This is a genomic window from uncultured Cedecea sp., from assembly GCF_947498825.1.
GTDB lineage: Bacteria > Pseudomonadota > Gammaproteobacteria > Enterobacterales > Enterobacteriaceae > JGM124.
Window position 1 is genome coordinate 19,929 of sequence record NZ_CANMLV010000022.1, and the last position, 23,111, is coordinate 43,039.

Annotated in this window: 19 protein-coding genes; 12 read left to right on the forward strand and 7 right to left on the reverse strand. The window is 47.7% G+C overall.

The annotated features are described in order from the left end of the window. The first annotated feature begins 255 nt into the window (after nucleotides 1–255). Both gltB and Q1A40_RS18550 read left to right on the forward strand, forming a co-directional pair. Nucleotides 256–4,716 carry a glutamate synthase large subunit gene (gene gltB / locus Q1A40_RS18545; protein ID WP_300003180.1) on the forward strand — a complete coding sequence of 1,487 codons (4,461 nt, stop codon included), beginning with the start codon at nucleotides 256–258 and terminating at the stop codon, nucleotides 4,714–4,716. Nucleotides 4,717–4,725: 9 nt separating this feature from the next. Beyond that, entirely contained in the window at nucleotides 4,726–6,144 is a 1,419-nt protein-coding gene (locus Q1A40_RS18550) for a glutamate synthase small subunit (RefSeq protein ID WP_300003183.1), read from the forward strand. 618 nt (nucleotides 6,145–6,762) lie between these two features. Here the strand turns inward: Q1A40_RS18550 and sspB are convergent. Together sspB and sspA are read right to left on the reverse strand one after the other, a co-directional pair. Further along, on the reverse strand, nucleotides 6,763–7,254 hold the full coding sequence (sspB, locus tag Q1A40_RS18555) for a ClpXP protease specificity-enhancing factor (protein WP_300003186.1): 492 nt from the start codon (nucleotides 7,252–7,254) through the stop codon (nucleotides 6,763–6,765). A 3-nt stretch (nucleotides 7,255–7,257) separates the two neighbouring features. Further along, nucleotides 7,258–7,899: a stringent starvation protein SspA gene (gene sspA / locus Q1A40_RS18560; protein WP_300003189.1), complete on the reverse strand. Its 642-nt coding sequence runs from the start codon at nucleotides 7,897–7,899 to the stop codon at nucleotides 7,258–7,260. Between the two features lie 659 nt (nucleotides 7,900–8,558). Between sspA and Q1A40_RS18565 the strand changes: the two genes are divergently transcribed. The 5 genes from Q1A40_RS18565 to Q1A40_RS18585 all read left to right on the forward strand — a co-directional run bounded on the left by Q1A40_RS18565 (nucleotide 8,559) and on the right by Q1A40_RS18585 (nucleotide 14,132). Further along, entirely contained in the window at nucleotides 8,559–9,500 is a 942-nt protein-coding gene (locus tag Q1A40_RS18565) for a D-ribose ABC transporter substrate-binding protein (protein WP_300003192.1), read from the forward strand. Nucleotides 9,501–9,519: 19 nt separating this feature from the next. After that, nucleotides 9,520–10,131 (forward strand): DUF2291 family protein, encoded by a 612-nt coding sequence (locus Q1A40_RS18570; protein ID WP_300003195.1) that lies wholly within the window; start codon nucleotides 9,520–9,522, stop codon nucleotides 10,129–10,131. Beyond that, nucleotides 10,128–11,654 (forward strand): sugar ABC transporter ATP-binding protein, encoded by a 1,527-nt coding sequence (locus tag Q1A40_RS18575; RefSeq protein WP_300003198.1) that lies wholly within the window; start codon nucleotides 10,128–10,130, stop codon nucleotides 11,652–11,654. The genes Q1A40_RS18570 and Q1A40_RS18575 overlap by 4 nt, the downstream gene beginning before the upstream one ends. A 1-nt stretch (nucleotide 11,655) precedes the next feature. After that, nucleotides 11,656–12,744 carry an ABC transporter permease gene (locus Q1A40_RS18580; RefSeq protein ID WP_300003201.1) on the forward strand — a complete coding sequence of 363 codons (1,089 nt, stop codon included), beginning with the start codon at nucleotides 11,656–11,658 and terminating at the stop codon, nucleotides 12,742–12,744. A 518-nt stretch (nucleotides 12,745–13,262) separates the two neighbouring features. Then, complete coding sequence (locus Q1A40_RS18585) at nucleotides 13,263–14,132, forward strand: fibronectin type III domain-containing protein (RefSeq protein WP_300003203.1); 870 nt, start codon at nucleotides 13,263–13,265, stop codon at nucleotides 14,130–14,132. Nucleotides 14,133–14,191: 59 nt separating this feature from the next. Here the strand turns inward: Q1A40_RS18585 and Q1A40_RS18590 are convergent, their stop codons facing one another. Beyond that, complete coding sequence (locus Q1A40_RS18590; protein WP_300003205.1) at nucleotides 14,192–15,142, reverse strand: sugar-binding transcriptional regulator; 951 nt, start codon at nucleotides 15,140–15,142, stop codon at nucleotides 14,192–14,194. Nucleotides 15,143–15,455: 313 nt separating this feature from the next. Here Q1A40_RS18590 and Q1A40_RS18595 point away from each other — a divergent pair, with 313 nt between their 5' ends. From Q1A40_RS18595 to Q1A40_RS18605, 3 genes are read left to right on the forward strand one after another with little or no spacing between them, the layout of a single operon-like run. Then, a complete protein-coding gene (locus Q1A40_RS18595) occupies nucleotides 15,456–16,286 on the forward strand; it encodes a transketolase (RefSeq protein ID WP_300003207.1) in 831 nt (276 codons plus the stop codon). Further along, the gene (locus tag Q1A40_RS18600; RefSeq protein ID WP_300003209.1) at nucleotides 16,279–17,229 is read left to right on the forward strand and encodes a transketolase C-terminal domain-containing protein; all 951 of its coding nucleotides are present in this window, start codon (nucleotides 16,279–16,281) and stop codon (nucleotides 17,227–17,229) included. The genes Q1A40_RS18595 and Q1A40_RS18600 overlap by 8 nt, the downstream gene beginning before the upstream one ends. Nucleotides 17,230–17,283: 54 nt before the next feature. After that, nucleotides 17,284–18,795 carry an FGGY family carbohydrate kinase gene (locus Q1A40_RS18605; protein ID WP_300003212.1) on the forward strand — a complete coding sequence of 504 codons (1,512 nt, stop codon included), beginning with the start codon at nucleotides 17,284–17,286 and terminating at the stop codon, nucleotides 18,793–18,795. Nucleotides 18,796–18,863: 68 nt separating this feature from the next. Here the strand turns inward: Q1A40_RS18605 and Q1A40_RS18610 are convergent, their stop codons facing one another. Together Q1A40_RS18610 and Q1A40_RS18615 are read right to left on the reverse strand one after the other, a co-directional pair. Further along, nucleotides 18,864–19,400: a Crp/Fnr family transcriptional regulator gene (locus tag Q1A40_RS18610; RefSeq protein WP_300003215.1), complete on the reverse strand. Its 537-nt coding sequence runs from the start codon at nucleotides 19,398–19,400 to the stop codon at nucleotides 18,864–18,866. A 5-nt stretch (nucleotides 19,401–19,405) separates the two neighbouring features. Further along, a complete protein-coding gene (locus Q1A40_RS18615; RefSeq protein ID WP_300003218.1) occupies nucleotides 19,406–19,531 on the reverse strand; it encodes a hypothetical protein in 126 nt (41 codons plus the stop codon). Nucleotides 19,532–19,841: 310 nt separating this feature from the next. On the opposite strand from Q1A40_RS18615, the gene deoD reads away from it, so the two are divergent. Continuing rightward, on the forward strand, nucleotides 19,842–20,552 hold the full coding sequence (gene deoD / locus Q1A40_RS18620; protein ID WP_300003221.1) for a purine-nucleoside phosphorylase: 711 nt from the start codon (nucleotides 19,842–19,844) through the stop codon (nucleotides 20,550–20,552). Nucleotides 20,553–20,574: 22 nt separating this feature from the next. Beyond that, nucleotides 20,575–22,104 carry a cytosine permease gene (locus tag Q1A40_RS18625; protein WP_300003224.1) on the forward strand — a complete coding sequence of 510 codons (1,530 nt, stop codon included), beginning with the start codon at nucleotides 20,575–20,577 and terminating at the stop codon, nucleotides 22,102–22,104. Nucleotides 22,105–22,252: 148 nt separating this feature from the next. Here Q1A40_RS18625 and rpsI read toward each other — a convergent pair whose 3' ends face one another. Both rpsI and rplM read right to left on the reverse strand, forming a co-directional pair. Next, complete coding sequence (gene rpsI / locus Q1A40_RS18630; protein ID WP_211993276.1) at nucleotides 22,253–22,645, reverse strand: 30S ribosomal protein S9; 393 nt, start codon at nucleotides 22,643–22,645, stop codon at nucleotides 22,253–22,255. A gap of 15 nt (nucleotides 22,646–22,660) precedes the next feature. Then, nucleotides 22,661–23,089: a 50S ribosomal protein L13 gene (gene rplM, locus Q1A40_RS18635; protein ID WP_300003228.1), complete on the reverse strand. Its 429-nt coding sequence runs from the start codon at nucleotides 23,087–23,089 to the stop codon at nucleotides 22,661–22,663. Nucleotides 23,090–23,111: the final 22 nt, after the last annotated feature.

Here is a 23,111-nt window from a genome sequence, read left to right on the forward strand (position 1 = left end):
TGACGTGTATGCGCTTTCCCGATAACGTGGTTATCCGCTGGAAGCTTTCTGGATGAGTGTTTCACTCATCATATTTATGCAGTAATTGAGATTCCCTCGTTAGCAAGTTCAACCCTTGCGAAACCGGATACGTCGGCTACAAGAAGGCGACACACGGGCAGGTGCCATATGCACTCATCCCGTTGCCGCACCCTAACTGTGCCTACGTATAACCGGACAGAGGAGTCACGCAGAGCCTGGGGAGGTTCACTGATTATGTTGTACGACAAATCCCTTGAGAAGGATAACTGTGGTTTCGGTCTGATTGCCCATATAGAAGGCGAGCCAAGCCATAAAGTAGTGCGTACTGCGATTCACGCACTCGCACGCATGCAACACCGTGGGGCAATCCTTGCCGATGGTAAAACTGGTGATGGTTGTGGTCTGTTGCTGCAAAAACCGGACCGTTTCTTCCGTATTGTTGCCGAAGAATCCGGCTGGCGTTTAGCAAAAAATTACGCCGTTGGCATGCTTTTCTTAAACCAGGATCCTGAACTCGCCAGTGCGGCACGTCGGGTGGTTGAAGAAGAACTTCAAAACGAAACCCTGTCTATTGTTGGCTGGCGCGAAGTGCCGACCAATGAAGGTGTGCTAGGTGAAATAGCCCTCTCCTCTCTGCCGCGTATTGAACAGATTTTTGTTAACGCACCCGCTGGCTGGAGCCCGCGTGATATGGAACGTCGCCTGTTTATAGCACGTCGCCGTATCGAAAAACGTCTGCTGGCGGATAAAGACTTTTATGTCTGTAGTCTGTCCAACGTCGTTAATATTTATAAAGGTCTGTGTATGCCGGCTGACCTGCCGCGTTTCTACCTGGATCTTGCCGATTTACGCCTGGAGTCAGCGATTTGTCTGTTCCACCAGCGTTTCTCGACTAATACCGTACCACGCTGGCCATTAGCACAGCCTTTCCGCTATCTGGCACATAATGGTGAAATCAACACCATTACCGGTAACCGTCAGTGGGCTAAAGCTCGTACTTATAAGTTCCAGACACCACTGATCCCTGATTTGCAGTCAGCCGCGCCTTTCGTCAATGAAACCGGTTCAGACTCCAGCTCACTGGATAATATGCTGGAATTGCTGCTGGCAGGCGGAATGGATATCGTACGCGCGATGCGTTTACTGGTTCCGCCAGCCTGGCAGAATAACCCGAACATGGATCCGGAACTGCGTGCCTTCTTCGACTTTAACTCCATGCACATGGAGCCCTGGGATGGCCCGGCAGGTATCGTTATGTCTGATGGCCGCTTTGCTGCCTGTAACCTGGACAGAAACGGCCTGCGCCCGGCACGTTACGTGATTACTAAAGACAAACTGATCACCTGTGCTTCCGAAGTCGGTATCTGGGACTACCAGCCTGATGAAGTGGTTGAAAAAGGGCGCGTCGGTCCTGGCGAACTGATGGTGATTGATACCCGCGCCGGTCGTATTCTCCATTCAGGCGAAACCGATAACGATTTAAAAAGCCGCCACCCTTACCAGACATGGATGGAGAAAAACGTTCGTCGTCTGATAGCAATGGAAGACTTACCTGATGACCAGGTGGGTTCACGTTCTCTGGACGATGACACCCTTGCCAGTTATCAAAAACAGTTTAACTACAGCAACGAAGAGCTGGATACCATCATCCGCGTACTGGGTGAAAATGGTCAGGAAGCCGTCGGCTCAATGGGTGACGATACGCCATTTGCGGTCCTCTCCAGTCAGCCGCGTATTATTTATGATTATTTCCGCCAGCAGTTTGCGCAGGTAACTAACCCGCCAATCGATCCGCTGCGTGAAGCTCACGTGATGTCACTGGCTACCAGTATCGGCCGTGAGATGAACGTATTTTGCGAAGCCGAAGGTCAGGCTCATCGTCTGAGCTTCAAATCACCGATTTTACTGTGGTCTGATTTCCAACAGCTGACCTCTTTAGAAGAACAATACTATCAGGCCAACACGCTGGATATTACCTATAACGCAGATGAGCAATCGCTGCATGAAACGGTAAAAGAACTGTGTGATGAAGCCGAACGTATGGTGCGCAGTGGCACTGTATTACTGGTGCTATCTGACCGCAATATCGCAAAAAACAGACTCCCGGTTCCGGCGCCGATGGCGGTCGGTGCTATCCAGACACGTCTGGTAGAACGTAGCCTGCGTTGTGATGCGAACATTATCGTCGAAACCGCCAGTGCCCGTGACCCGCACCATTTCGCCGTGCTGCTTGGTTTTGGTGCTACCGCAATTTATCCGTATCTGGCCTATGAATCACTGGCCAGACTGGTTGATACCGGTACTATCGAGAAAAGCTATCGTGTCGTGATGCAAAACTACCGCAACGGTATTAATAAAGGGCTGTATAAGATAATGTCCAAAATGGGCATATCGACTATCGCCTCCTATCGCTGCTCTAAACTGTTTGAAGCCGTCGGCCTGCATGATGACGTGGTTGATCTATGCTTCCAGGGTGTAGTGAGCCGTATCGGTGGAGCCAGCTTCACTGACTTCCAGCAAGATTTACTGAATCTGTCCAAGCGTGCCTGGCTGGCTCGTAAGCCGCTGGACCAAGGTGGACTGCTGAAATATGTCCACGGCGGTGAATATCACGCTTATAACCCGGATGTCGTACAAACACTGCAAAAAGCGGTACAAACAGCCGACTATAATGACTACCAGGCATATTCCAAGTTAGTTAATGAGCGCCCTGTCGCCACCCTGCGCGATATGTTTGCTCTTAATCCTCAGGATACCCCGGTATCAATCGATGAAGTTGAACCCGCGAGTGAACTGTTTAAACGTTTTGACAGCGCAGCCATGTCAATCGGTGCTCTGAGCCCGGAAGCGCATGAATCTCTGGCTGAAGCGATGAACAGTATTGGCGGTAATTCTAACTCCGGTGAAGGCGGTGAAGATCCCGCGCGTTACGGCACCAATAAAGTGTCCCGTATCAAACAGGTTGCTTCCGGTCGTTTCGGTGTCACACCAGCTTATCTGGTGAATGCCGATGTTATTCAGATCAAAGTCGCCCAGGGTGCGAAACCCGGCGAAGGTGGCCAGTTACCAGGGGACAAAGTCACCCCTTACATCGCTAAATTACGCTACTCAGTACCAGGGGTAACCTTAATTTCGCCACCACCGCATCATGACATTTATTCGATTGAAGACTTAGCACAGCTGATTTTTGACCTTAAACAAGTCAATCCAAAAGCGATGATCTCAGTCAAACTGGTCTCTGAGCCGGGTGTGGGTACTATCGCAACAGGTGTCGCCAAAGCCTATGCTGACCTAATAACCATCGCCGGTTATGACGGTGGTACCGGCGCCAGCCCGCTTTCTTCTGTGAAATATGCAGGCTGTCCGTGGGAACTGGGTCTGGTCGAAACGCAACAAGCTCTGGTGGCAAACGGTCTGCGTCACAAGATTCGCCTGCAAGTGGATGGCGGTCTGAAAACCGGGCTCGATATCATCAAAGCCGCTATTCTCGGCGCTGAAAGTTTCGGTTTTGGTACCGGTCCGATGGTGGCTCTGGGTTGTAAATATCTGCGAATTTGTCACCTCAATAACTGTGCAACTGGTGTGGCAACTCAGGACGATAAACTGCGTAAGAACCACTATCACGGTCTGCCGTTCAAAGTGACCAATTACTTTGAATTTATCGCCCGTGAAACCCGTGAGTTGATGGCACAGTTGGGTGTTAAACGCCTGGTTGACTTAATCGGTCGTACCGATCTGTTAAAAGAACTGGAAGGTTTTACGGCGAAACAACAGCGTCTGGATCTCTCTGACCTGCTGAAAACCGCGACTCCAGCGCCAGGCAAAGCAGTGTATTGCACCGAACATAACCCACCGTTTGATAACGGGGAGCTTAACCAGCGGCTGTTAAGCCAGGCTAAGCAGTATGTCGATGAGAAACAAAGCAAAACCTTCTGGTTTGATATTCGTAATACCGACCGCTCTGTGGGTGCATCCCTGTCTGGCTATATTGCCCAGACTAACGGTGACCAGGGTCTCGCGGCCGATCCGATTAAAGCGCACTTTAACGGTACCGCAGGCCAGAGCTTCGGCGTCTGGAACGCAGGTGGTGTTGAACTGCACCTGACCGGCGATGCGAATGACTATGTCGGCAAGGGGATGGCAGGCGGCTTACTCTCGCTGCGTCCACCGGTAGGATCTGCCTTCCGTGCACATGAAGCGACAATCATTGGCAACACTTGTCTGTACGGTGCAACTGGCGGTAAATTGTTTGCAGCAGGTCGTGCGGGCGAGCGTTTTGCGGTACGTAACTCAGGCGCTATCACAGTGGTAGAAGGTATTGGCGATAACGGCTGTGAGTATATGACAGGTGGTATTGTCTGCGTTCTTGGTCAGACTGGCGTGAACTTCGGAGCAGGTATGACCGGTGGTTTCGCCTATGTACTGGATGAAGACGGTGAGTTCCGTAAGCGCGTTAACCCAGAACTGGTTGAGCTGTTGCAGGTAGAAGATCTGGCAATTCATGAAGAACATTTACGTGGTCTGATTACCGAACACGTACAGTTAACGGGCTCCTTACGCGGCGAAGAAATTCTGGCTAACTGGCCAGTGTTTGCAGCGAAATTTGCCTTAGTTAAACCGAAGTCTAGTGATGTTAAAGCATTGTTAGGTCACCGTAGTCGTTCCGCAGCTGAGCTGCGGGTGCAGGCGCAGTAAGGGGTCAAGATGAGTCAGAACGTTTATCAATTTATCGACTTGCAGCGTGTTGATCCGCCGAAGAAAGCGTTAAAAATCCGTAAGATTGAGTTTGTTGAAATTTATGAACCTTTCTCAGAAGGTCAGGCTAAAGCACAGGCAGATCGCTGCCTGTCCTGCGGCAACCCTTACTGCGAATGGAAATGCCCGGTTCATAACTATATTCCAAACTGGTTAAAGCTTGCGAATGAAGGGCGCATTATCGAAGCTGCGGAATTATCACACCAGACCAACAGTCTGCCAGAAGTCTGCGGGCGTGTTTGCCCGCAGGATCGTCTGTGTGAAGGTTCTTGTACCCTGAATGATGAGTTTGGCGCCGTTACCATCGGTAATATCGAACGCTATATCAACGATAAAGCGATTGAGATGGGCTGGAAACCTGACTTAACAGGCGTTAAGCCAACAGGCAAACGTGTCGCGATTATTGGTGCCGGCCCTGCTGGTCTGGCTTGTGCCGATGTCCTGGCCCGTGGCGGTGTTAAAGCTGTGGTTTATGACCGTCATCCAGAAATCGGTGGCCTGTTAACCTTCGGTATCCCGGCTTTCAAGCTGGAAAAAGATGTGATGAGCAAACGTCGTGAAATCTTCAGCGGTATGGGCATCGAGTTTGTGCTCAATACAGAAGTCGGACGTGATGTTCAGATAGAAACGCTGCTCAGTGACTTTGATGCAGTCTTCCTCGGTGTCGGCACCTACCAGTCGATGCGTGGCGGGCTGGAAAACGAAGATGCACCAGGCGTTTATGATGCGCTGCCGTTCCTGATTGCCAATACCCGCAATATTATGGGCTTTGGTGAAACAGCCGAGTCCCCTTATGTAGATATGGCTGGTAAGCGTGTCGTGGTTCTGGGTGGCGGTGATACTGCGATGGACTGCGTGCGTACCTCAATTCGTCAGGGAGCAACGCATGTGACCTGTGCCTATCGTCGTGATGAAGAAAACATGCCGGGCTCACGTCGTGAAGTGAAAAATGCACGCGAAGAAGGCGTTGAGTTTCAGTTCAACCTGCAGCCAGTTGGCATTGAGATTAATGGCAATGGTAACGTCTGTGGGGTGAGAGTTGCCCGGACTGAACTCAGTGCTCCTGATGCGCAGGGCCGTCGCCGTCCGGAAATCGTTGCCGGTTCAGAGCATATCCTGCCTGCTGATGCGGTGGTGACGGCCTTTGGTTTCCGTCCACACAGCATGGCATGGCTTGAGAAGCACAATGTTAACCTGGATAGTCAGGGACGCGTTCTGGCTCCTGAAGGCAGTGAAAATGCCTTCCAGACCAGTAACCCGAAAATCTTTGCCGGTGGCGATGTGGTTCGTGGTTCCGACTTGGTGGTAACGGCCATCGCTGAAGGTCGTAAAGCCGCTGACGGCATTATGAACTACCTGGAAGTGTAAGTAAAAATGGCCTGATAACCTGATTATCAGGCCATTTCATTCTTAAAAAACGAGTATTTACATCCAAAATGGAAAATGCGAGACATAATGATAATATTTAATTCCACACTACGAATTGAATACTATTTCTGAAAATGATGGCAAGCAGAGTATAACTCTCGCTTTATCGATACAGATGACATATATTTTTCTTTCGTTATGTTCGTGGGATATTTTTATATATAACCCATTCTCTATCTTCAGGCATCCCGGCAACACTTTCATCTGTCTCTGAAAACAGATCAAATTCTGATAAAAAATATACCACATATTAAAGAATATTGATCTGAAAAACGGTGCGTAAATCATTTGAACATATTTTTTAAAATACAAAGAAGACATTAATAAGAGCAATATTTTTAACTTCATCGATTTTGAATTCAGAACAGACTATGTTATCAAACAATATGATATTGAATTCAGAGAGTGACAGTATGTAATTAGCAGCTCTTAAATAATCAGAATATTTTCCCAAAAAGATTGTGAGAAAATCCATCAAGACGTACAACAAAAAGACCTGAATCCGTTAACCGAACTCAGGCCTTGATAAACCGTAAACGACCTGACTTTACAGGACAGTTACTTTACTACTCGCAGTGACGGACGACCACCTCGTGGCGGCGGCTCGTCATCAGGATTATTATCTGAATCGTCCTGGTCATCACGAGCACCGTCAATCACCTGCATCAGCGGTTCAGAAGTTGACTCGTCGTCATCATTATGACTTTCGGCATCTTCTTCGTAACCGGCTTCCGGCTCAAACATGGTTCCTGCGCCGTTTTCACGGGCATAAATGGCAAGAACCGCTGCCATAGGCACGTAGACCTGACGTGGAACACCGCCAAAACGCGCGCTAAAACTTACCGAATCGTTGGTTAACTGAAGATTGCCCACTGCACGAGGCGCGATATTAAGAACAATTTGCCCGTCACGCGCATATTCCAGTGGAACCTGCACATCAGGTAACGAAATATCCACAACAACGTGTGGCGTTAAATCGTTATCGAGTAACCATTCATAAAAGGCCCTTAATAAATAGGGGCGACGCGGAGACAGTTCCGATATTTCCATCAATTAGCCTCGCGTTTGCAAACGCATTTCACGCTCTGGCTCAGTCAATGAAGCCAGGAACGAATCACGTTCAAATACGCGTGTCATATAACCTTTCATCTCTTTCGAACCCACACCCGTCAGTTCGATGCCCATTTGCGGTAAACGCCAGAGTAATGGAGCAAGATAGCAGTCAACCAGGCTGAATTCATCACTCAGAAAGAATGGCTTCTGAGTAAATACCGGAGCAATAGCCAGCAGCTCTTCGCGCAGCTGCTTACGAGCAGCATCAGCTTCATGAGCGGAACCGTTCATGACGACATTCATCAACGTATACCAGTCTTTCTCAATACGGTGCATATACAGACGGCTCTCACCGCGAGCAACCGGGTAAACTGGCATCAGAGGAGGATGCGGGAAACGCTCATCAAGATATTCCATGATGATACGAGACTCCCACAACGTCAGTTCACGATCGACTAAGGTCGGTACGCTATGATTCGGGTTAAGATCAATAAGATCCTGAGGCAGGTTATCCGCTTCCACATGCTCAATTTCAACGCTAACACCTTTTTCAGCCAAGACAATACGTACCTGATGGCTATAGATATCAGTCGGACCGGAAAACAGTGTCATTACCGAACGTTTGTTGGCAGCGACAGCCATGAGAACCTCCAAGTTTATCCAGAAAATCACTTCGAATAGTCGCAAATGGCGACTATTCCGATAGTTTATGACCCAACATTAGACGGCATGCCGCCATCGCTTAAGCTGCGGCAGAAATCAATATTTGGGCAGAAAATTGGCTATTAGTTTACCAGATTTTACTGCCTTTGTGGGGATCACATTATTAATTTGCAAATAAATACATTTATTTCATGATGTTAGAGGCAATAATATAAATTAGTGACATAAAAATCGGCTTAAAGCGGAAAATAACACCCTCGTAAACAACCATCCGATATCAGGAATATCAACCACTTAAAATATCTCTCATCTTTCACCGCAAATTTTCTCAAATAGTAGAGATATCCAGAGTATGAATTGGATCTCTTTTCTGAGTGACATTATCTCAATTCACGATAACAAAAACCACATAACCAATTGATAAATATATATAAAAATAAATAATGATCTACGTTTAAGGCGTGAGTTAATACTTGCCTGATGCCCGAATCATCGTCTGTTTTTACTTCATGAAGCGTGATCCTTTTCTCCTTTTAAAAAATTACCTGCGCGAACTATAGACAGTCCCCCAACTCAGCTTTATCGTTAAATGGAATAATAAATCATTTTTGAATAAATATTCAATATGGAGAAAAAAAATGAAATTTACCTTTGCTAAATCCGTACTGTTCGCTTCAATGATTGCCACTTCCGGATCACTCTACGCTGCCGACAACGGCCTGATCGTTATCATTACTCCATCCCATGATAATCCATTCTTTAAAGCAGAAGCTGACGGTGCTGCAGCCAAAGCAAAAGAACTTGGCTACACCACACTGGTTGCTTCTCATGATGACGATGTTAATAAACAGAACCAACTCATTGAGACCGCTATCGCCCGTAAAGCAAAAGCCATCATTCTGGATAACGCCGGTGCTGATGCCACCGTTGGTCCACTCGAAAAGGCAAAAGCAGCGGGGGTTCCTGCTTTCCTGATCGATCGCGAAATCAATAAAACGGGTGTTGCTGTAGCACAAATCGTCTCCAACAACTATCAAGGCGCACAACTCGGTGCCGAGAAGTTCGCCAAACTGCTGAACGGTAAAGGCAAGTATGTTGAATTGCTGGGCCGTCAGTCAGATACCAACGCCGGCGTTCGTTCCCAGGGTTATCACGATGTCCTGGACGACTATACCGATATGACTATGGTGGCACAGCAAACCGCTAACTGGAGCCAAACCGAAGCGTTCAACCGTATGGAAGCCATTCTACAAACTAACCCGGATATCGTCGGCGTTATCTCCGGTAATGACACCATGGCATTAGGTGCAGAAGCAGCACTGAAAGCCGCAGGTAGAAATGATGTCATCGTGGTGGGTTTTGATGGCAGTGACTACACCCGCGACTCCATTATTAATAAAGGCAATATCAAAGCCACCGTACTGCAACCAGGCTGGGAACAGGCACAAATGGCTGTTGAGCAGGCTGACTATTATCTGAAAAACGGTAAACCACAGAAGACTGAAAAACAGTTGATGGATTGCGTCCTGATCGATGACTCCAACGCCCACAAACTCAGCATGTTTAACCTTAGCAAGTAAGTAAGGCGGAGGATTTTTTATGTTCTTAAAACAATGGGGCGGTGCATTGATAAGTTGTACCGTCCTGTTGCTAACAGCCTGCACAGTGGTAGATCTGGATGAAAACGGCAAACCTGTTCTGCCTGCCGACCCCAATGCGAAGCATAGCTTCGATAATCTGACTCCACAGCAGATAGCGCAACAAACCTGGCAATCCCGTGTTATCGATGCCGCGAACCAGCATGCTCTTGATGCCAGTTCGCTGGAAAGCAAGTTAACCGCATCTGGAGAGAAACCAGAAAGTTATTTTGTTCATCTGGAAACACCTGTTACAGAGGTTAATACCAGTGACGAACGTGAACAAAAATTCACCGTCAGCATCAATGGTAAACCGCTGGTTATTCAAGTTGGCCCAGTTATCAAGGGCAATGCAATTCGTGACGCAACAGGCTTTGTATTTGAAGATTTTACCAACCAGGTGCAGTTTGCTCAGCTTTCCCGCGTCTATAACCGCGAAGCGGTAAAACAGCTACCAAAAATAGATGCCAGTTGGGTGGGTAAACCTGTCAGCGTTCGCTTTGCCGTGACATTAAATAATGGTACTGCGCAAAACGCGGCGGCGCTGGAACTGAAACAGGAGACACAACCGTGAGTAACTTAGCGACTGATGACATTATTCTGCGTACCCGCGGTATTTCAATGTTATTCCCCGGTACCGTCGCTCTGGACAACGTCGACTACAACGTCTGGCGCGGTAAGGTCAACGTCATCATCGGGGAAAATGGCGCAGGTAAATCAACGTTAATGAAAATCCTTGCTGGTGTTCAACAACCCAGCGTGGGAGAAATTCTGTTGAATGGTAAACCGGTGCATTTTTCCAGCACTCGTGAAGCAAGCGCTCATGGTGTCGGCATGGTGCATCAGGAGCTAAACCTGTTTGAAAACCTGAGCATTGCTGAGAATATTTTTCTGGGGCGTGAGCTACAAAGGGGGATCGCCCCCATTAATCAAGCTGAGCAAGAAAGACGTGCGACTGAATTACTGAAACGTCTTGATCAACCTCTGTCACCTCGGGAGCTGGTAGGGAATCTCAAAGTAGGCCAACAACAGCTGATAGAGATAGCCAAAGCCCTGGCAGATAATGCCGATATCCTCATTCTGGATGAACCGACTTCTGCCCTGAGTAAAACAGAGGTCGAGATCCTGTTTCGCGTTATTCGTGAACTGACTCGCCAGGGGGTATCGATTATTTATATTTCGCACCGTCTGGAAGAGTTGATGGCAATAGGTGATGTCATCACGATTCTGCGTGACGGTAAATTTCAGTCTGAAGCCAAAGTGGCCGATATCGATGTTCCCTGGATTGTCCGGGAAATGCTTGGTAGTGAACCCGTGACCGATTTTCTCAGTCCAGGACGTACCTTTGGTGCACCAGTTCTGGAAGCAGAAAATATTACCAATGTTAACGCCGCCGGAAATACGGTGGTTAATGATGTGAGCTTTAAAGTACATGCCGGGGAGATTGTCGGTATTTATGGTCTGATGGGTGCAGGGCGCACAGAGCTATTTGAATGCATGCTAGGGACTGAACGCAACTACCTGGGAAAACTGTGGCTGGACAGTAAACCGGTGCCGCAGCGTTTAACACCTGCTGAACGTATCCGTATGGGGATGAGTCTGGTGCCAGAGGATCGTAAACGTACCGGTATTTTCCCCATTTCTTCCGTCGCCAACAATTTGACCATTGCCAGTCTCTGGCGACGTCTGAAACGCGGATTGACTATCGCAAACAGTGAAGAACAGGCGGTTATCTCCAGCACCATCGGTAATCTCTCCATTAAAGTTTCTTCACCTGATGTTGAAATTCAGGCCCTGAGTGGCGGTAACCAACAGAAAGTCGTCATCGGTCGCTCTTTGCTCACCAATCCTAAGGTGCTCTTTCTCGATGAGCCAACCCGCGGTATTGATATTGGTGCCAAAGCCGATGTTTTTCGCATGATGGTAAAACTTTCTCAACAAGGTATTGCGGTGGTTTTCTCCACTTCCGATCTCAAAGAAATTATGGCGATATCCGATCGTATTCTGGTGATGTCCGGCGGCAAACTGACCGCAGATATTATCCGCGATCGCGCCGAAGAATCCGCGCTGGTTTCAGCAAGTGCTCAGGGGTTTTAATATGAAAACGACACAATCCGCGGCTATTGCGCCGTCAGGTGGAACATCACTCTCTCGCGAAAGTATTCTGCTGCTACTGCTGAAACTGCGAACCTTTATTGCCCTGTTTTTAATTGTAGGTTTCTTTACCATTACCGTTCCGGGCTTCTTGTCTGCTGGCAGTATGATTATCATGATTAAGCATATTGCTATCAATGCCTTCCTGGCACTGGGCATTACTTTTGTCATTATTACCGCGGGCATCGACCTTTCAATTGGGGCAACACTTGGCCTGTGTGGAATGGTTGCAGGGTGGCTTATTACTAAAGGAATTGTGATCCCGTGGCTCGGCATCGCTATCTTCCCAAGTGTCTGGGTGATTGTCCCCATTGTATTACTCATAGGCGCCTTTATTGGGGCCACTAATGGGTGGATTATCACTCGCTATAGTGTCGCCCCCTTTATCTGTACTCTGGGAACCATGTACGTATTACGTGGTGCAGCCATGCTCACCTCCGACGGGCAAACCTTTCCGGGTTTAGCCGGAAACCCACAGCTGGGTAACACTGGTTTTGATGAAATTGGCGCCGGTTCACTGTTTGGTATTCCATGGGCTATCTGGATGATGATCGTGCTGGCACTGGTTATCGCCTATATTGCTCGCCGCCTGCCCTTTGGTCGCCATGTTTATGCCATAGGTGATAACGAGCGTGCAGCAGAGCTCTCAGGCGTGAAGGTCAAGCAGGTTAAAATTCTGGTCTATACCCTCTCAGGTGTCTGTGCTGCCATTGCCGGGATAGTCGTTTCCGCCCAGCTGCTGGCAAGCCATCCAGCAAGCGGAGCTGCCTTTGAAATGAATGCTATTGCCGCTGTAGTGCTCGGCGGAACCTCTCTGGCAGGCGGACGCGGAACCATTCTGGGTACGATTATCGGAGCATTTGTTATCGGTTTTCTCGCCGACGGGCTGGTAATGATGGGTGTCAGTGAATTCTGGCAGATGGTTATTAAAGGCTTAGTTATCATTCTGGCGGTTATTATCGACCAGATGCAAAACCGAATGCAGCAGAAGGCAGCGGTTGTCGCACAGAAGACCGCCTTCGAAAGTAAATAACCTTCCGTATTTTAAAAACAGACCGATCCCCGGAAGATATTCACTCTCCGGGGATTATCGCAATACTCATCATCCCCCTCCCCGTAAAACAAAATATTTGACAGGCCAGATCGGTACTTACCGATTATGCGCTTTTTTTAATTTCTGGCCGGTCAATACCAGTCTATACCCAAAATAATTCGAGTTGCTTGTAGGCACCCAGTTCAGCCCGTCGATGAGCATAGATAAACTATGAGATTCGGCGGGCTGGACGCAGGTAACACCCAAGCAACTTGAAGTATGACGGGTATAACTAATTATTAGCATCATCATGCCAATAATTGCATTAGTAGAGTTTTTATTTTGTATAGTAAAATCATTAATATTAAAAAGCTCGCTAAATAGTACTTATACTCAATCAGTATAAAAAATATACCTGATGCGATTTAACTAATACATTAAATCAAATAAAGCACTTTCTTTTATCTTATTCATTTCTATTTACCCTCTAATTATTTTAAGATATTTGGAGATATACCATGGGAAACATTGATAACAGATACTACTTACGTGCAACCGGTATTACACAAAGCAGCCTGCTGTTAGAATGGCAAAATGATTCGATGGAAGCACCACACTACAATATAATTTATTATATCTATGAAAATAACATACAAAAATACTCTCGCCCCACAAACTCACCGTTTTTGTATGTCACCGAACTGCTCCCTGGAACAGAATATCGCTACCAGATTAAACGTGTAAATACCAGCACGGGTGAAGTTATCAGTCAGAGTAATATTATTTTTGTCACCACTGAAAGTTATCATAACAGCTATAACCTGCGTGCATCCGATATCACGCAAACCAGTCTGCTGCTGGAATGGCTACAAGGAAATCTCTATCCGAGTGCGCCGCATCCGGACAGACGTTATGATATCTATGAAAATAATATACTTAAATACTCACAAGCTTCATCTTTCACTTTCCTGGATATCACCGGACTGACTCCCGGCACGGAATATCACTATCAGGTTAAAAGTGTGAAGATCGAAACCGGCGATGCCATCAGTCAGAGTGATATCCTTGCCGTTACCACAGAAAGACACGAGGACAAATATAACCTGCGCGCATCCAATATCACGCAAACCAGTCTGCTGCTGGAATGGCTGCAAGGGAATCTCTATCCGAGTGCACCGCACCCGGACAGACGTTATGATATCTATGAAAATAATACACTGAAATACTCACAAGCCTCATCTTTCACTTTCCTGGATATCACCGGACTGACCCCCGGCACGGAATATCACTATCAGGTTAAAAGTGTGAAGATCGAAACCGCCGATGTCATCAGTCAGAGTGATATCCTTGCCGTCATGACCCAACATAGAGGTCCCCGTTGCCATTAAATGCCGGGTTAGCTCTGAGTGAGATAGCGGAAAGAGACGCCGATTTTTCGGCGCCTCTTTTATGCTGTGACTAAACTACGCGCGGTAGCAAAATCCGTCACCAGCACATCAATATAATTACCCTTCAGTGCCCCGCGAATCGCCTTACTTTTTTCCAGCCCACCCGCCAGAGCAATCACATGCTGGCAGGCACGAGCTTGTTCCAGCTCCATACCAATCACCGGATCTTCTTCATGACTTAATACGGGTTTACCGGACTCATCATAATAATGCAGGCAAATATCGCCCACAGCGCCACGTTCAGCCAGCAACTGGAGCATCTCTTCGTTATAGTAGTTACCTGAGTTTTTAAGCAGCTGGGAAGGCTCGAGCTCACCAATTCCGACTATCGCCATATCCACTTTCGCAAATTTTTCCACGACTACAGCCACATCCGGGCTATTCACCAGACGGGTACGCTCTTCAACCGAGTGCTCAAAGCTTTGTGAAGGAAGTAGCCATGCGTCACATCCAAGATGGGCCGCCAGTTGCTGAGTCAGAATAGTAGCCTGCACATTCCCATTAGGGCCAACCCCGCCAAGTAACTGAATCACTCCTGCGGCGTGGATACTCTGGGGGTGCATTTCATCAACCATGCAACGAATGGTGGTGCTCCATGAAGAGATACCGACCCAGTCTTCCGGTCGTAAACGCGTTTCAACATAGTGAGCTGCCGCACTGCCAATAGCATGCTTTATTTGTGCATTACCGGCATTTTCACCAGCATCAACGACGATAGCCTGGCGAATGCCGTAACGCGTCTCTATCTCTTTTTCCAGTTCAACAAAAATATTCGTCGGTTGCACCACTGTAATTTTTACCAGTCCTTCTTTCTGACAGCGGGTCAGTGCTCTTGAAACGAAAGATTGCGATAGCTGTAGAAATGAGGCTATTTCGGACTGTTTTTTATTTTCGCTATAGTAAAGGGTCGCTATTTTTACCAGTAAGCGCTGTTCATCCTGCTTCGACATAGCATTCTCCTTAATTTTATCCCTGTATTTTTATGCATTGCCGAATAGATAACAAGCAGGGAAATCTATTGCGCCCCTTTCAAATGTGATCCTTTTCTCTTTCTTAGAAGATTGCTTGTACAAGTCGTAGACAAACCCCCTCACAGAGCATATCTTACATCCATGGATAATAAATCATGAGTGAATATATATTCTGAGCGCCTAATAATCGTTTGTTTCTGCCACTTATAGAGCTGGTAATGAACAAATGGCGCTCTTTTTCACCCAGACTGAATATTTATTCAGATAGGAATTAACATTCGAGAGGTGTTTTATGAATCCGTTTTCGCTCTCCATCGAGGGTTTAGAAAAAAAAGCACGTGCGATCCGCCGTCGCATTATTGTGCTCAATGCTGAAAGCCCGGCGGGTGGTCATACCGGCGCTGATTTGTCACAAGTTGAAATCTTGACTGCCCTGTACTTTCGCATCCTTAACTGCTCTGTGGAACTGAAAGACAGCAAAGAAAGAGATATCTATATCCAGTCTAAAGGGCATGCAGTGGGCGGTTATTATTGTGTGCTGGCAGAGGCCGGATTTATCCCTGTAGAGTGGCTCTCCACCTATCAGCATGCTGACTCACATTTACCCGGACACCCGGTACGCCATAAAACGCCTGGCGTGGAATTGAATACCGGCGCCCTGGGACATGGTTTGCCGGTTGCGGTCGGAATAGCCCTGGCAGCAAAACGTGACAACAGCAAACGCCGTGTCTTTGTTGTGACAGGCGATGGTGAACTCGCTGAAGGCAGTAACTGGGAAGCCGCGCTAGTCGCTGCGCATTACCAGCTGGATAATTTGTTTATCATTAACGATAAAAACAATCTACAGCTTGCTGGCCCGACGAAAAACATTATGAATACCGACCCGTTGGATGAGAAATGGCGCGCCTTCGGTATGGAGGTGACCCAATGTAATGGCAATGATATGGCCGATATCGTCGCCACTCTGGAAGCCTTACAACCTAACGGTAAACCACATGTCATCATCGCTAATACCACCAAGGGCGCAGGGGTATCCTTTATTCAGGGACGTCCTGAATGGCACCACCGTGTACCAAAAGGTGAAGAAATAGCATTAGCGCTCGAGGAGCTAAAAGATGAGTAATAGTGAACATCTCGCCACCGTGATGGTGAATGCCTTTATTGATGCCGTTGATCGCGGTGTAGATCTGGTTCCGGTTGTCGCTGATTCTACATCAACCGCCAAGATTTCACCGTTTATCAAAAAATACCCCGAGCGTCTGGTCAACGTCGGTATCGCCGAGCAGGTTCTGGTAGGTACTGCAGCAGGACTGGCTCTGGGAGGAAAAATTGCTGTCACCTGTAACGCAGCGCCTTTCTTAATCTCTCGCGCTAACGAACAGATTAAAATCGATATCTGCTACAACAATACCAACGTGAAGCTATTTGGTCTCAACTCTGGAGCCAGCTACGGCCCGTTAGCCAGTACTCACCACAGTATTGATGATATTGCTGTTCTGCGCGGTTTTGGCAATATCGAAATATACGCGCCCTCTTGCCCGATTGAATGCCGGCAGATAATTGATTACGCCCTGGAGCATGTAGGCCCGGTCTATATTCGTCTTGATGGTAAAGCTTTGCCTGAGCTCCATGATGAAAAATATCAGTTCGTCCCAGGACAAATTGATGTTCTACGTCAGGGAAATGATGTTGCCTTGGTCGCAATGGGCTCAACAGTACATGAAATTGTTGCCGCTGCCGCACAATTAGCAGAAAACGGTATTGAAGCCACGGTTATCAATGTACCGTCTATTCGTCCTTGTAATACCGGACAGTTACTGGAGATCCTTAAACCGCATCAGGCCGTTGTCAGCGTAGAAGAACATAATATCAATGGCGGAGTCGGTAGTCTGGTGGCCGAAGTTCTGGCCGAAGCAGGATGTGCCATTCCGCTGCGTCGACTGGGTATTCCTGATGGTGGATATGCCATCGCAGCCGATCGCGCATCAACACGCGCTTACCATGAAATTGATGCAGCTGGGATTGTAAAACAGGCGACGGCTCTATTTCAGGCACAAAAAAAATAATAAGACAAAATATGTCAGGTGGCGTTGATACTTATCTGCATCAATGAGGTAACTGTGGCCGGTAAAGAAATTATCATTGCCCTCGATGAGGGCACAACAAATGCTAAAGCGGTGGCACTCGATAGCAACGGCAAAATAGTCGCATCCTTTTCCAGGGCTTTGACTATCACCACTCCGCAGGAAGGATGGGTAGAGCAGCCAGCCGAGCTGCTGATTGAGGCCTCTGTTGATGTTGTATCACAGGCTATTGCCGCAGTGGGCGCAGAAAATATTGTTGGGCTGGCAATCAGTAATCAGCGTGAAACCGCTGTAGGCTGGTATCGTGATAGCGGACGCCCTCTTTCTGCGGCAATCACCTGGCAGTGTTCACGTACAGCACCTTTCTGTCAGTCGTTACGTGAACAGGGCAAAGAAGCACAGATCAAAGCAGTCACGGGTTTACCTGTCGCCTCGCTGTTCTCTGCGTCAAAAATGCGCTGGTTACTGGAGTCAGTACCTGATGGTTTTACGCAGGCTGAACAAGGCGAAATCTGTTTAGGGACGGTGGATAGCTGGTTGCTCTGGAATCTGACGGGGGGAGAGTCTTTCCACTGTGATTATTCCAATGCTGCACGCACTCAGCTATTAAATCTGCATACCGCAGACTGGGATGATGAAATGATGGCGCTTTTCTCGATTCCGCGCCAGGCACTTCCTGATATTTTACCCTCGAGTGGACACTTTGGTTACACCCGGGGATGCCAGGGGATCCCCGACGGTATTCCTGTGCTGGCAATGCTAGGTGATTCACATGCCGCCCTGTTTGCGCACGGTCTGGGGGCTACGGGTTGTGTGAAAGCGACCTACGGTACGGGATCTTCGGTGATGGCTCCCGTCAGCTCGGCTCAGTATGATGTTGATAGTCTCGCCACTACCGTTGCCTGGCATGACGGGGAACAGCTGGTTTATGGCCTGGAAGGAAATATTCCCCATACCGGTGATGCGGTTGCCTGGATGGTGGAAAGTACCGGACTGGATATGCTCGCGCCACAAGAGCTGGCACAGCAACTCACCCTGTTACCCGCTTCGGTTGACTCGACATCAGGCGTCTACTTTGTTCCCGCGCTTACCGGGCTGGGTGCGCCCTGGTGGGATGAAAATGCACGTGGAGTCATAAGTGGTCTCAGTCGCGGAGTCAAACGCGCACATCTGGTACGTGCTGCACTGGAGTCCATCGCTTATCAGATTGCTGATGTGGTGATGGTGATGCGCCAGCGCGAGGATTTTACTTTAACGGCACTGATGGTAGACGGCGGACCAACCAAAAATAGCTGGTTAATGCAATACCAGGCCGACCTTCTCGGGTGCCCGGTGCTGCGTAGCGATGTGGCGGAGCTCTCCGCTATCGGTACAGCTCTGCTCGCACGCAAAGCGTTATTAAAAATATCTATCGAGGAATTACGCCAATTTTTACCTGAACATCTGAGTTTTCAGCCTGATATGGCACGTCATGAACGACTCCAAAAACGATGGCACGAATGGCAGGTAGCTGTGAAATTAACGAGACAATCGAAAGATAAACAATAAAATACGGCCAGTAAATATACCGAACCGGATAAATTGCCCAGGTGATTTATCCGGTAAACCTGAACGATTTAATTAACAGAGGAAGCATTGATCAGTATTTTTTTAAACTTCTCTATATCGCAAATTACATATTCACTGGCCTGTTTACGAATATACTGCTCATTAATCAGCTGAGTGATCGCCCGGCGATAATTACGCTCTGAACAACCAAAGCGCTCAGCTTCCCGGTAAACTTGAGAGAAATCGACCAGAGGTTTGTTTTGCTGATAACGTTCATAAATATCTGACATAATATTAAATACCAGCGGTTGTAAGAAACGCTCCATGGTTTTTGCCATACCCCGCTGATAGCTGATAGAAAGTAGCTGGCTTAGCCAAATACCCACCTCGGCATGAGTCAGTAAAATTTTCTCCATCATGGCTAATGGAATAACGTGCACCGTCATTGCGTCATTGGCAATAACTGAAAACTGGCTGGGTGTTTTTGTCAGAAACTCAATTTCACCAATAATAGTATCGCTGACAAAACGCTGTCCGAGACTGAAGACTTTTCCATTATCAGCATGATAATGCATGGTATATTCGCCCAGCGTTATCCAGTACAACGCTTTTATTTCTTCGCCCTGCCGTAAAATAGCTTCGCCAGGGCCAAAATCTTTTTTTTTAAAGGCGCCGACAGCACCGCTTCACGCAAAGTTTGATAGCCCCTCTGAGCATATTCTTGAAGCAGACTCATCTGTTACCGACCTCCGATACACCATGTCTTTTATACCTGACTCAAGGTCTGAGCTTATTGCGCTTATCGCTAACATTCCAGAATTACTCAGCCTGGTAGAAAAATAAGAGCGAAAAATGAAATATGAGACTGCCCGTGGATCCTGTCGCTATTCTACCTTGCTGGCATTGAACTCATGCTGCCTTTAAACGTTAAACCGCATGAAAAATCAATTTTGTGATCAAAATCATCTACACCCGGACATTTGCCTTTTTCTCAATTCACAGCTCTTTCTACTGTACTCCTGAACTCAGTGAAGAGAGAGAGTCTGATGACACCACATATTAATGCAAATCCAAGTGACTTTGCTGCAGCCGTTATCATGCCAGGCGACCCATTACGTGCCCAGTATATTGCTGAAACCTACTTAACAGATGCAAAGCGTGTCTGTGATGCTCGCAATATGTTTGGTTTTACCGGTTATTACCGCAACAAACCTGTATCCGTCATGGCACATGGCATGGGGATCCCTTCTGTTTCTATCTATGTTTATGAGTTAATTAATTCTTTTAACGTTAAAAAACTGATCCGCATTGGCACCTGCGGCATCATCGGAGAGAACCCTGACCTCCAGGCTGTGGTCGTTGCAACTGGAGCCGGGACCTCATCTTCGGTTAATCGGGATCGCTTCGGCGGTTATGACTACGCTGCCGTTCCTGATTTCGGGTTATTACGTCTGTGCTGGGAAGTCGCACAGCAACGTCATATTCCAACCCAATTTGGCAATACCTTCACCAATGACCTGCTGTATGACAAGCCAGAAGGCATGTTGCAGTTGCTAAACAAGATGAACATTATCGCCGTTGAAATGGAAACCTCCGCCCTGTTCACTCTTGCCGCACAGTATCGGGCCAAAGCACTGAGCCTGTTGACGCCTTGCATTAACAGTCTGACAGGAGAGGAAGTTCCGGCCCTTCAGCAACAAGCCACGCTAGACAAAATGATTGAGCTCGCTTTAGAAACCGCAATTTATTGTGATTAGCCTATTCCATAAGGGTTCTTGAATGAAAAACACCACACAACCCGCCACAACTGCTCTGAAAGTTGAGTCTAATGGCGTCAATGCTGTCCCTGAATCTGAACGTTATGGTCATGCTTCCGGGCTTTTCCCAGTCTGGTTTTCATGGAATGTCTCAATCCTCGGCATCACCTACGGAATCTATGTTTACTCTTTGGGACTCAGTGTCTGGCAGGCTATCAGTGCCGGTATTATTGGTTATTTGCTGTCATGTTTTCTGGTCGGTATTCTGGCAGTAGGCGGGCCTCGCACCGGTTTGCCCACCTTAACGCAGACGCGTTTCTGTTTTGGTTATCATGGTAATAAATTCCCTACCCTGTTTGCCTATATTTCAAATATGGGCTGGAAAATCACGCTGATTACCCTGGCATCAACTACGGGGGCATCCCTGACAGCGAAACTTTGGCCTGCCATTTTTGCACAAGCAAACGGCCAGCCAGCACTATTGTGTGTGCTTGGCTGGTTTGTTCTTATCCTGGCTTTAACCCTGTCAGTCGCCGTTTATGGCCATCAGTTGATTATGCAGGTTGAGAAGTACATCGCCTGGGTCACTGGCTTGATGAGCATTGTTTTTGTGTTGTTAATCGTACCGCATATTCACTGGGATAAACTGGGTCAGACTGCCGTTCATGGAGACTTATTCACTTGGATAGGGGGGGTCGTACTGGCAATGACCATGGTAGGGCTGGGATTCCTGAACTACGGTGGTGACTTTGCTCGTTACTTACCCAGCAAAACGCCGGCCTCAAAGGTCATCTTCTGGACCACGTCTGGTATTGCTTTGCCAGTGAGTATTTTACTGATGCTCGGCGCATTTCTGGCTGACAGTAACCCAACACTCAGTGCGGCTGCCGCAAACTCACCGATTACGTCTCTGACTGATTTACTGCCGCTCTGGTTTTATGTCCCTTTCTCGATTGTTATTATTGTATCTCTGCTCTCGGCTGCCATTACCGGTGTCTATAGCTCAGGGCTTGCCTTGCTGGCAATGGGGCTTCCGGTCAGCCGAGCCACGACGACCACAATCAATGCTGTCATTATCGGATTAGGCGCGTTTTATCTGATGTTTATCTCTGATTCATTCCTTGCCACTTTTCAATCATTCCTGATCGCTATTGGTGTAGTTATGGGCTCTGCTGGGGCTATCCAGCTTGTCGATTTTTATCGACAAAGACGTCTTGGCTGGAAGGTGGATATGGCGAATAAAGCAGGGGATGGCGGTAGAGATGGTCGCTGGACTGCATTGCTGTCCTTACTGATTGCTACCGTTGTGGGGACCGGCACTATTACTTCAAGCGATCCTTATATTGCACACCTGGTCGGTTTCCTGCTGACTCCAGAAACGCGTAATAGCGTATTTGCTTCAGCCAGTCTGGGGGTGATTGTGTCAATGGTGACAGGAGCGAGTATCTACGCTTTTCTGACCTATGTGCTGAAGATAGAGCTGCCCGGTATCAGTGCCGAGGAAATGGCACACCGTAATAAGAACATTGAGGAAAAACAATCGGTAAGCTAGTCATTATACAATAATGCAGAAAAATATTAGCTGATATCAGTTCTTCTGATATCGGCTTTTTTATCTCCGGGCAAAAAAAAACACCGAAGAGAAACTCTTCGGTGTTTGTTTGCTGTCCATTGTTGTTCTGCAAATTTGCAGAAAACAATTAACGCTTGGAGAACTGAGGACGACGACGTGCTTTACGCAGACCGACTTTCTTACGTTCAACCTGACGAGCATCGCGGGTAACGAAACCAGCTTTGCGCAGTTCAGAACGCAGAGACTCATCATATTCCATCAGCGCACGGGTAATACCGTGACGGATAGCACCAGCTTGACCAGAGATACCACCACCTTTAACAGTGATGTACAGATCCAGCTTCTCAACCATCTCAACCAGTTCCAGCGGCTGACGAACTACCATGCGGGCAGTTTCACGACCGAAGTACTGTTCCAGAGAACGTTGGTTGATTACGATTTTACCACTGCCCGGTTTGATAAAAACACGAGCTGCAGAACTTTTGCGGCGACCAGTGCCGTAGTATTGATTTTCAGCCATTGCCTATAATCCCGATTAAATGTCAAGAACTTGCGGTTGCTGTGCCGCGTGGTTGTGCTCGTTGCCTGCGTAAACTTTCAGTTTACGGAACATAGCACGGCCCAGAGGACCCTTTGGCAGCATGCCTTTAACCGCGATCTCAATCACACGCTCAGGACTGCGAGCAATCATTTCTTCAAAGGTCGCTTGTTTGATACCACCGATGTGACCAGTATGACGATAATACACTTTGTCAGTACGCTTGTTGCCAGTTACAGCAACTTTGTCAGCGTTCAGAACGATAATGTAATCACCAGTATCAACGTGCGGAGTGTATTCCGCTTTATGCTTACCGCGTAAACGGCTAGCCAGTTCAGTAGCCAGACGACCTAAGGTCTTACCAGCAGCGTCAACAACATACCAGTCGCGCTGTACGGTTTCTGGTTTAGCTGTAAAAGTTTTCATTAAAAGCTTACCCAATATATAG

Bases quoted from the DNA above. Each gene is read 5' to 3' on its own strand.
- Q1A40_RS18600 (WP_300003209.1), top strand. From the start codon at position 16,279: ATGAGTAATAGTGAACATCTCGCCACCGTGATGGTGAATGCCTTTATT.
- Q1A40_RS18580 (WP_300003201.1), top strand. From the start codon at position 11,656: ATGAAAACGACACAATCCGCGGCTATTGCGCCGTCAGGTGGAACATCA.
- Q1A40_RS18625 (WP_300003224.1), top strand. From the start codon at position 20,575: ATGAAAAACACCACACAACCCGCCACAACTGCTCTGAAAGTTGAGTCT.
- Q1A40_RS18565 (WP_300003192.1), top strand. From the start codon at position 8,559: ATGAAATTTACCTTTGCTAAATCCGTACTGTTCGCTTCAATGATTGCC.
- Q1A40_RS18550 (WP_300003183.1), top strand. From the start codon at position 4,726: ATGAGTCAGAACGTTTATCAATTTATCGACTTGCAGCGTGTTGATCCG.
- Q1A40_RS18585 (WP_300003203.1), top strand. From the start codon at position 13,263: ATGGGAAACATTGATAACAGATACTACTTACGTGCAACCGGTATTACA.
- sspB (WP_300003186.1), bottom strand. From the start codon at position 7,254: ATGGAAATATCGGAACTGTCTCCGCGTCGCCCCTATTTATTAAGGGCC.
- sspA (WP_300003189.1), bottom strand. From the start codon at position 7,899: ATGGCTGTCGCTGCCAACAAACGTTCGGTAATGACACTGTTTTCCGGT.
- gltB (WP_300003180.1), top strand. From the start codon at position 256: ATGTTGTACGACAAATCCCTTGAGAAGGATAACTGTGGTTTCGGTCTG.
- deoD (WP_300003221.1), top strand. From the start codon at position 19,842: ATGACACCACATATTAATGCAAATCCAAGTGACTTTGCTGCAGCCGTT.
- rpsI (WP_211993276.1), bottom strand. From the start codon at position 22,645: ATGGCTGAAAATCAATACTACGGCACTGGTCGCCGCAAAAGTTCTGCA.
- Q1A40_RS18595 (WP_300003207.1), top strand. From the start codon at position 15,456: ATGAATCCGTTTTCGCTCTCCATCGAGGGTTTAGAAAAAAAAGCACGT.
- Q1A40_RS18615 (WP_300003218.1), bottom strand. From the start codon at position 19,531: ATGAGTCTGCTTCAAGAATATGCTCAGAGGGGCTATCAAACTTTGCGT.
- rplM (WP_300003228.1), bottom strand. From the start codon at position 23,089: ATGAAAACTTTTACAGCTAAACCAGAAACCGTACAGCGCGACTGGTAT.
- Q1A40_RS18590 (WP_300003205.1), bottom strand. From the start codon at position 15,142: ATGTCGAAGCAGGATGAACAGCGCTTACTGGTAAAAATAGCGACCCTT.
- Q1A40_RS18570 (WP_300003195.1), top strand. From the start codon at position 9,520: ATGTTCTTAAAACAATGGGGCGGTGCATTGATAAGTTGTACCGTCCTG.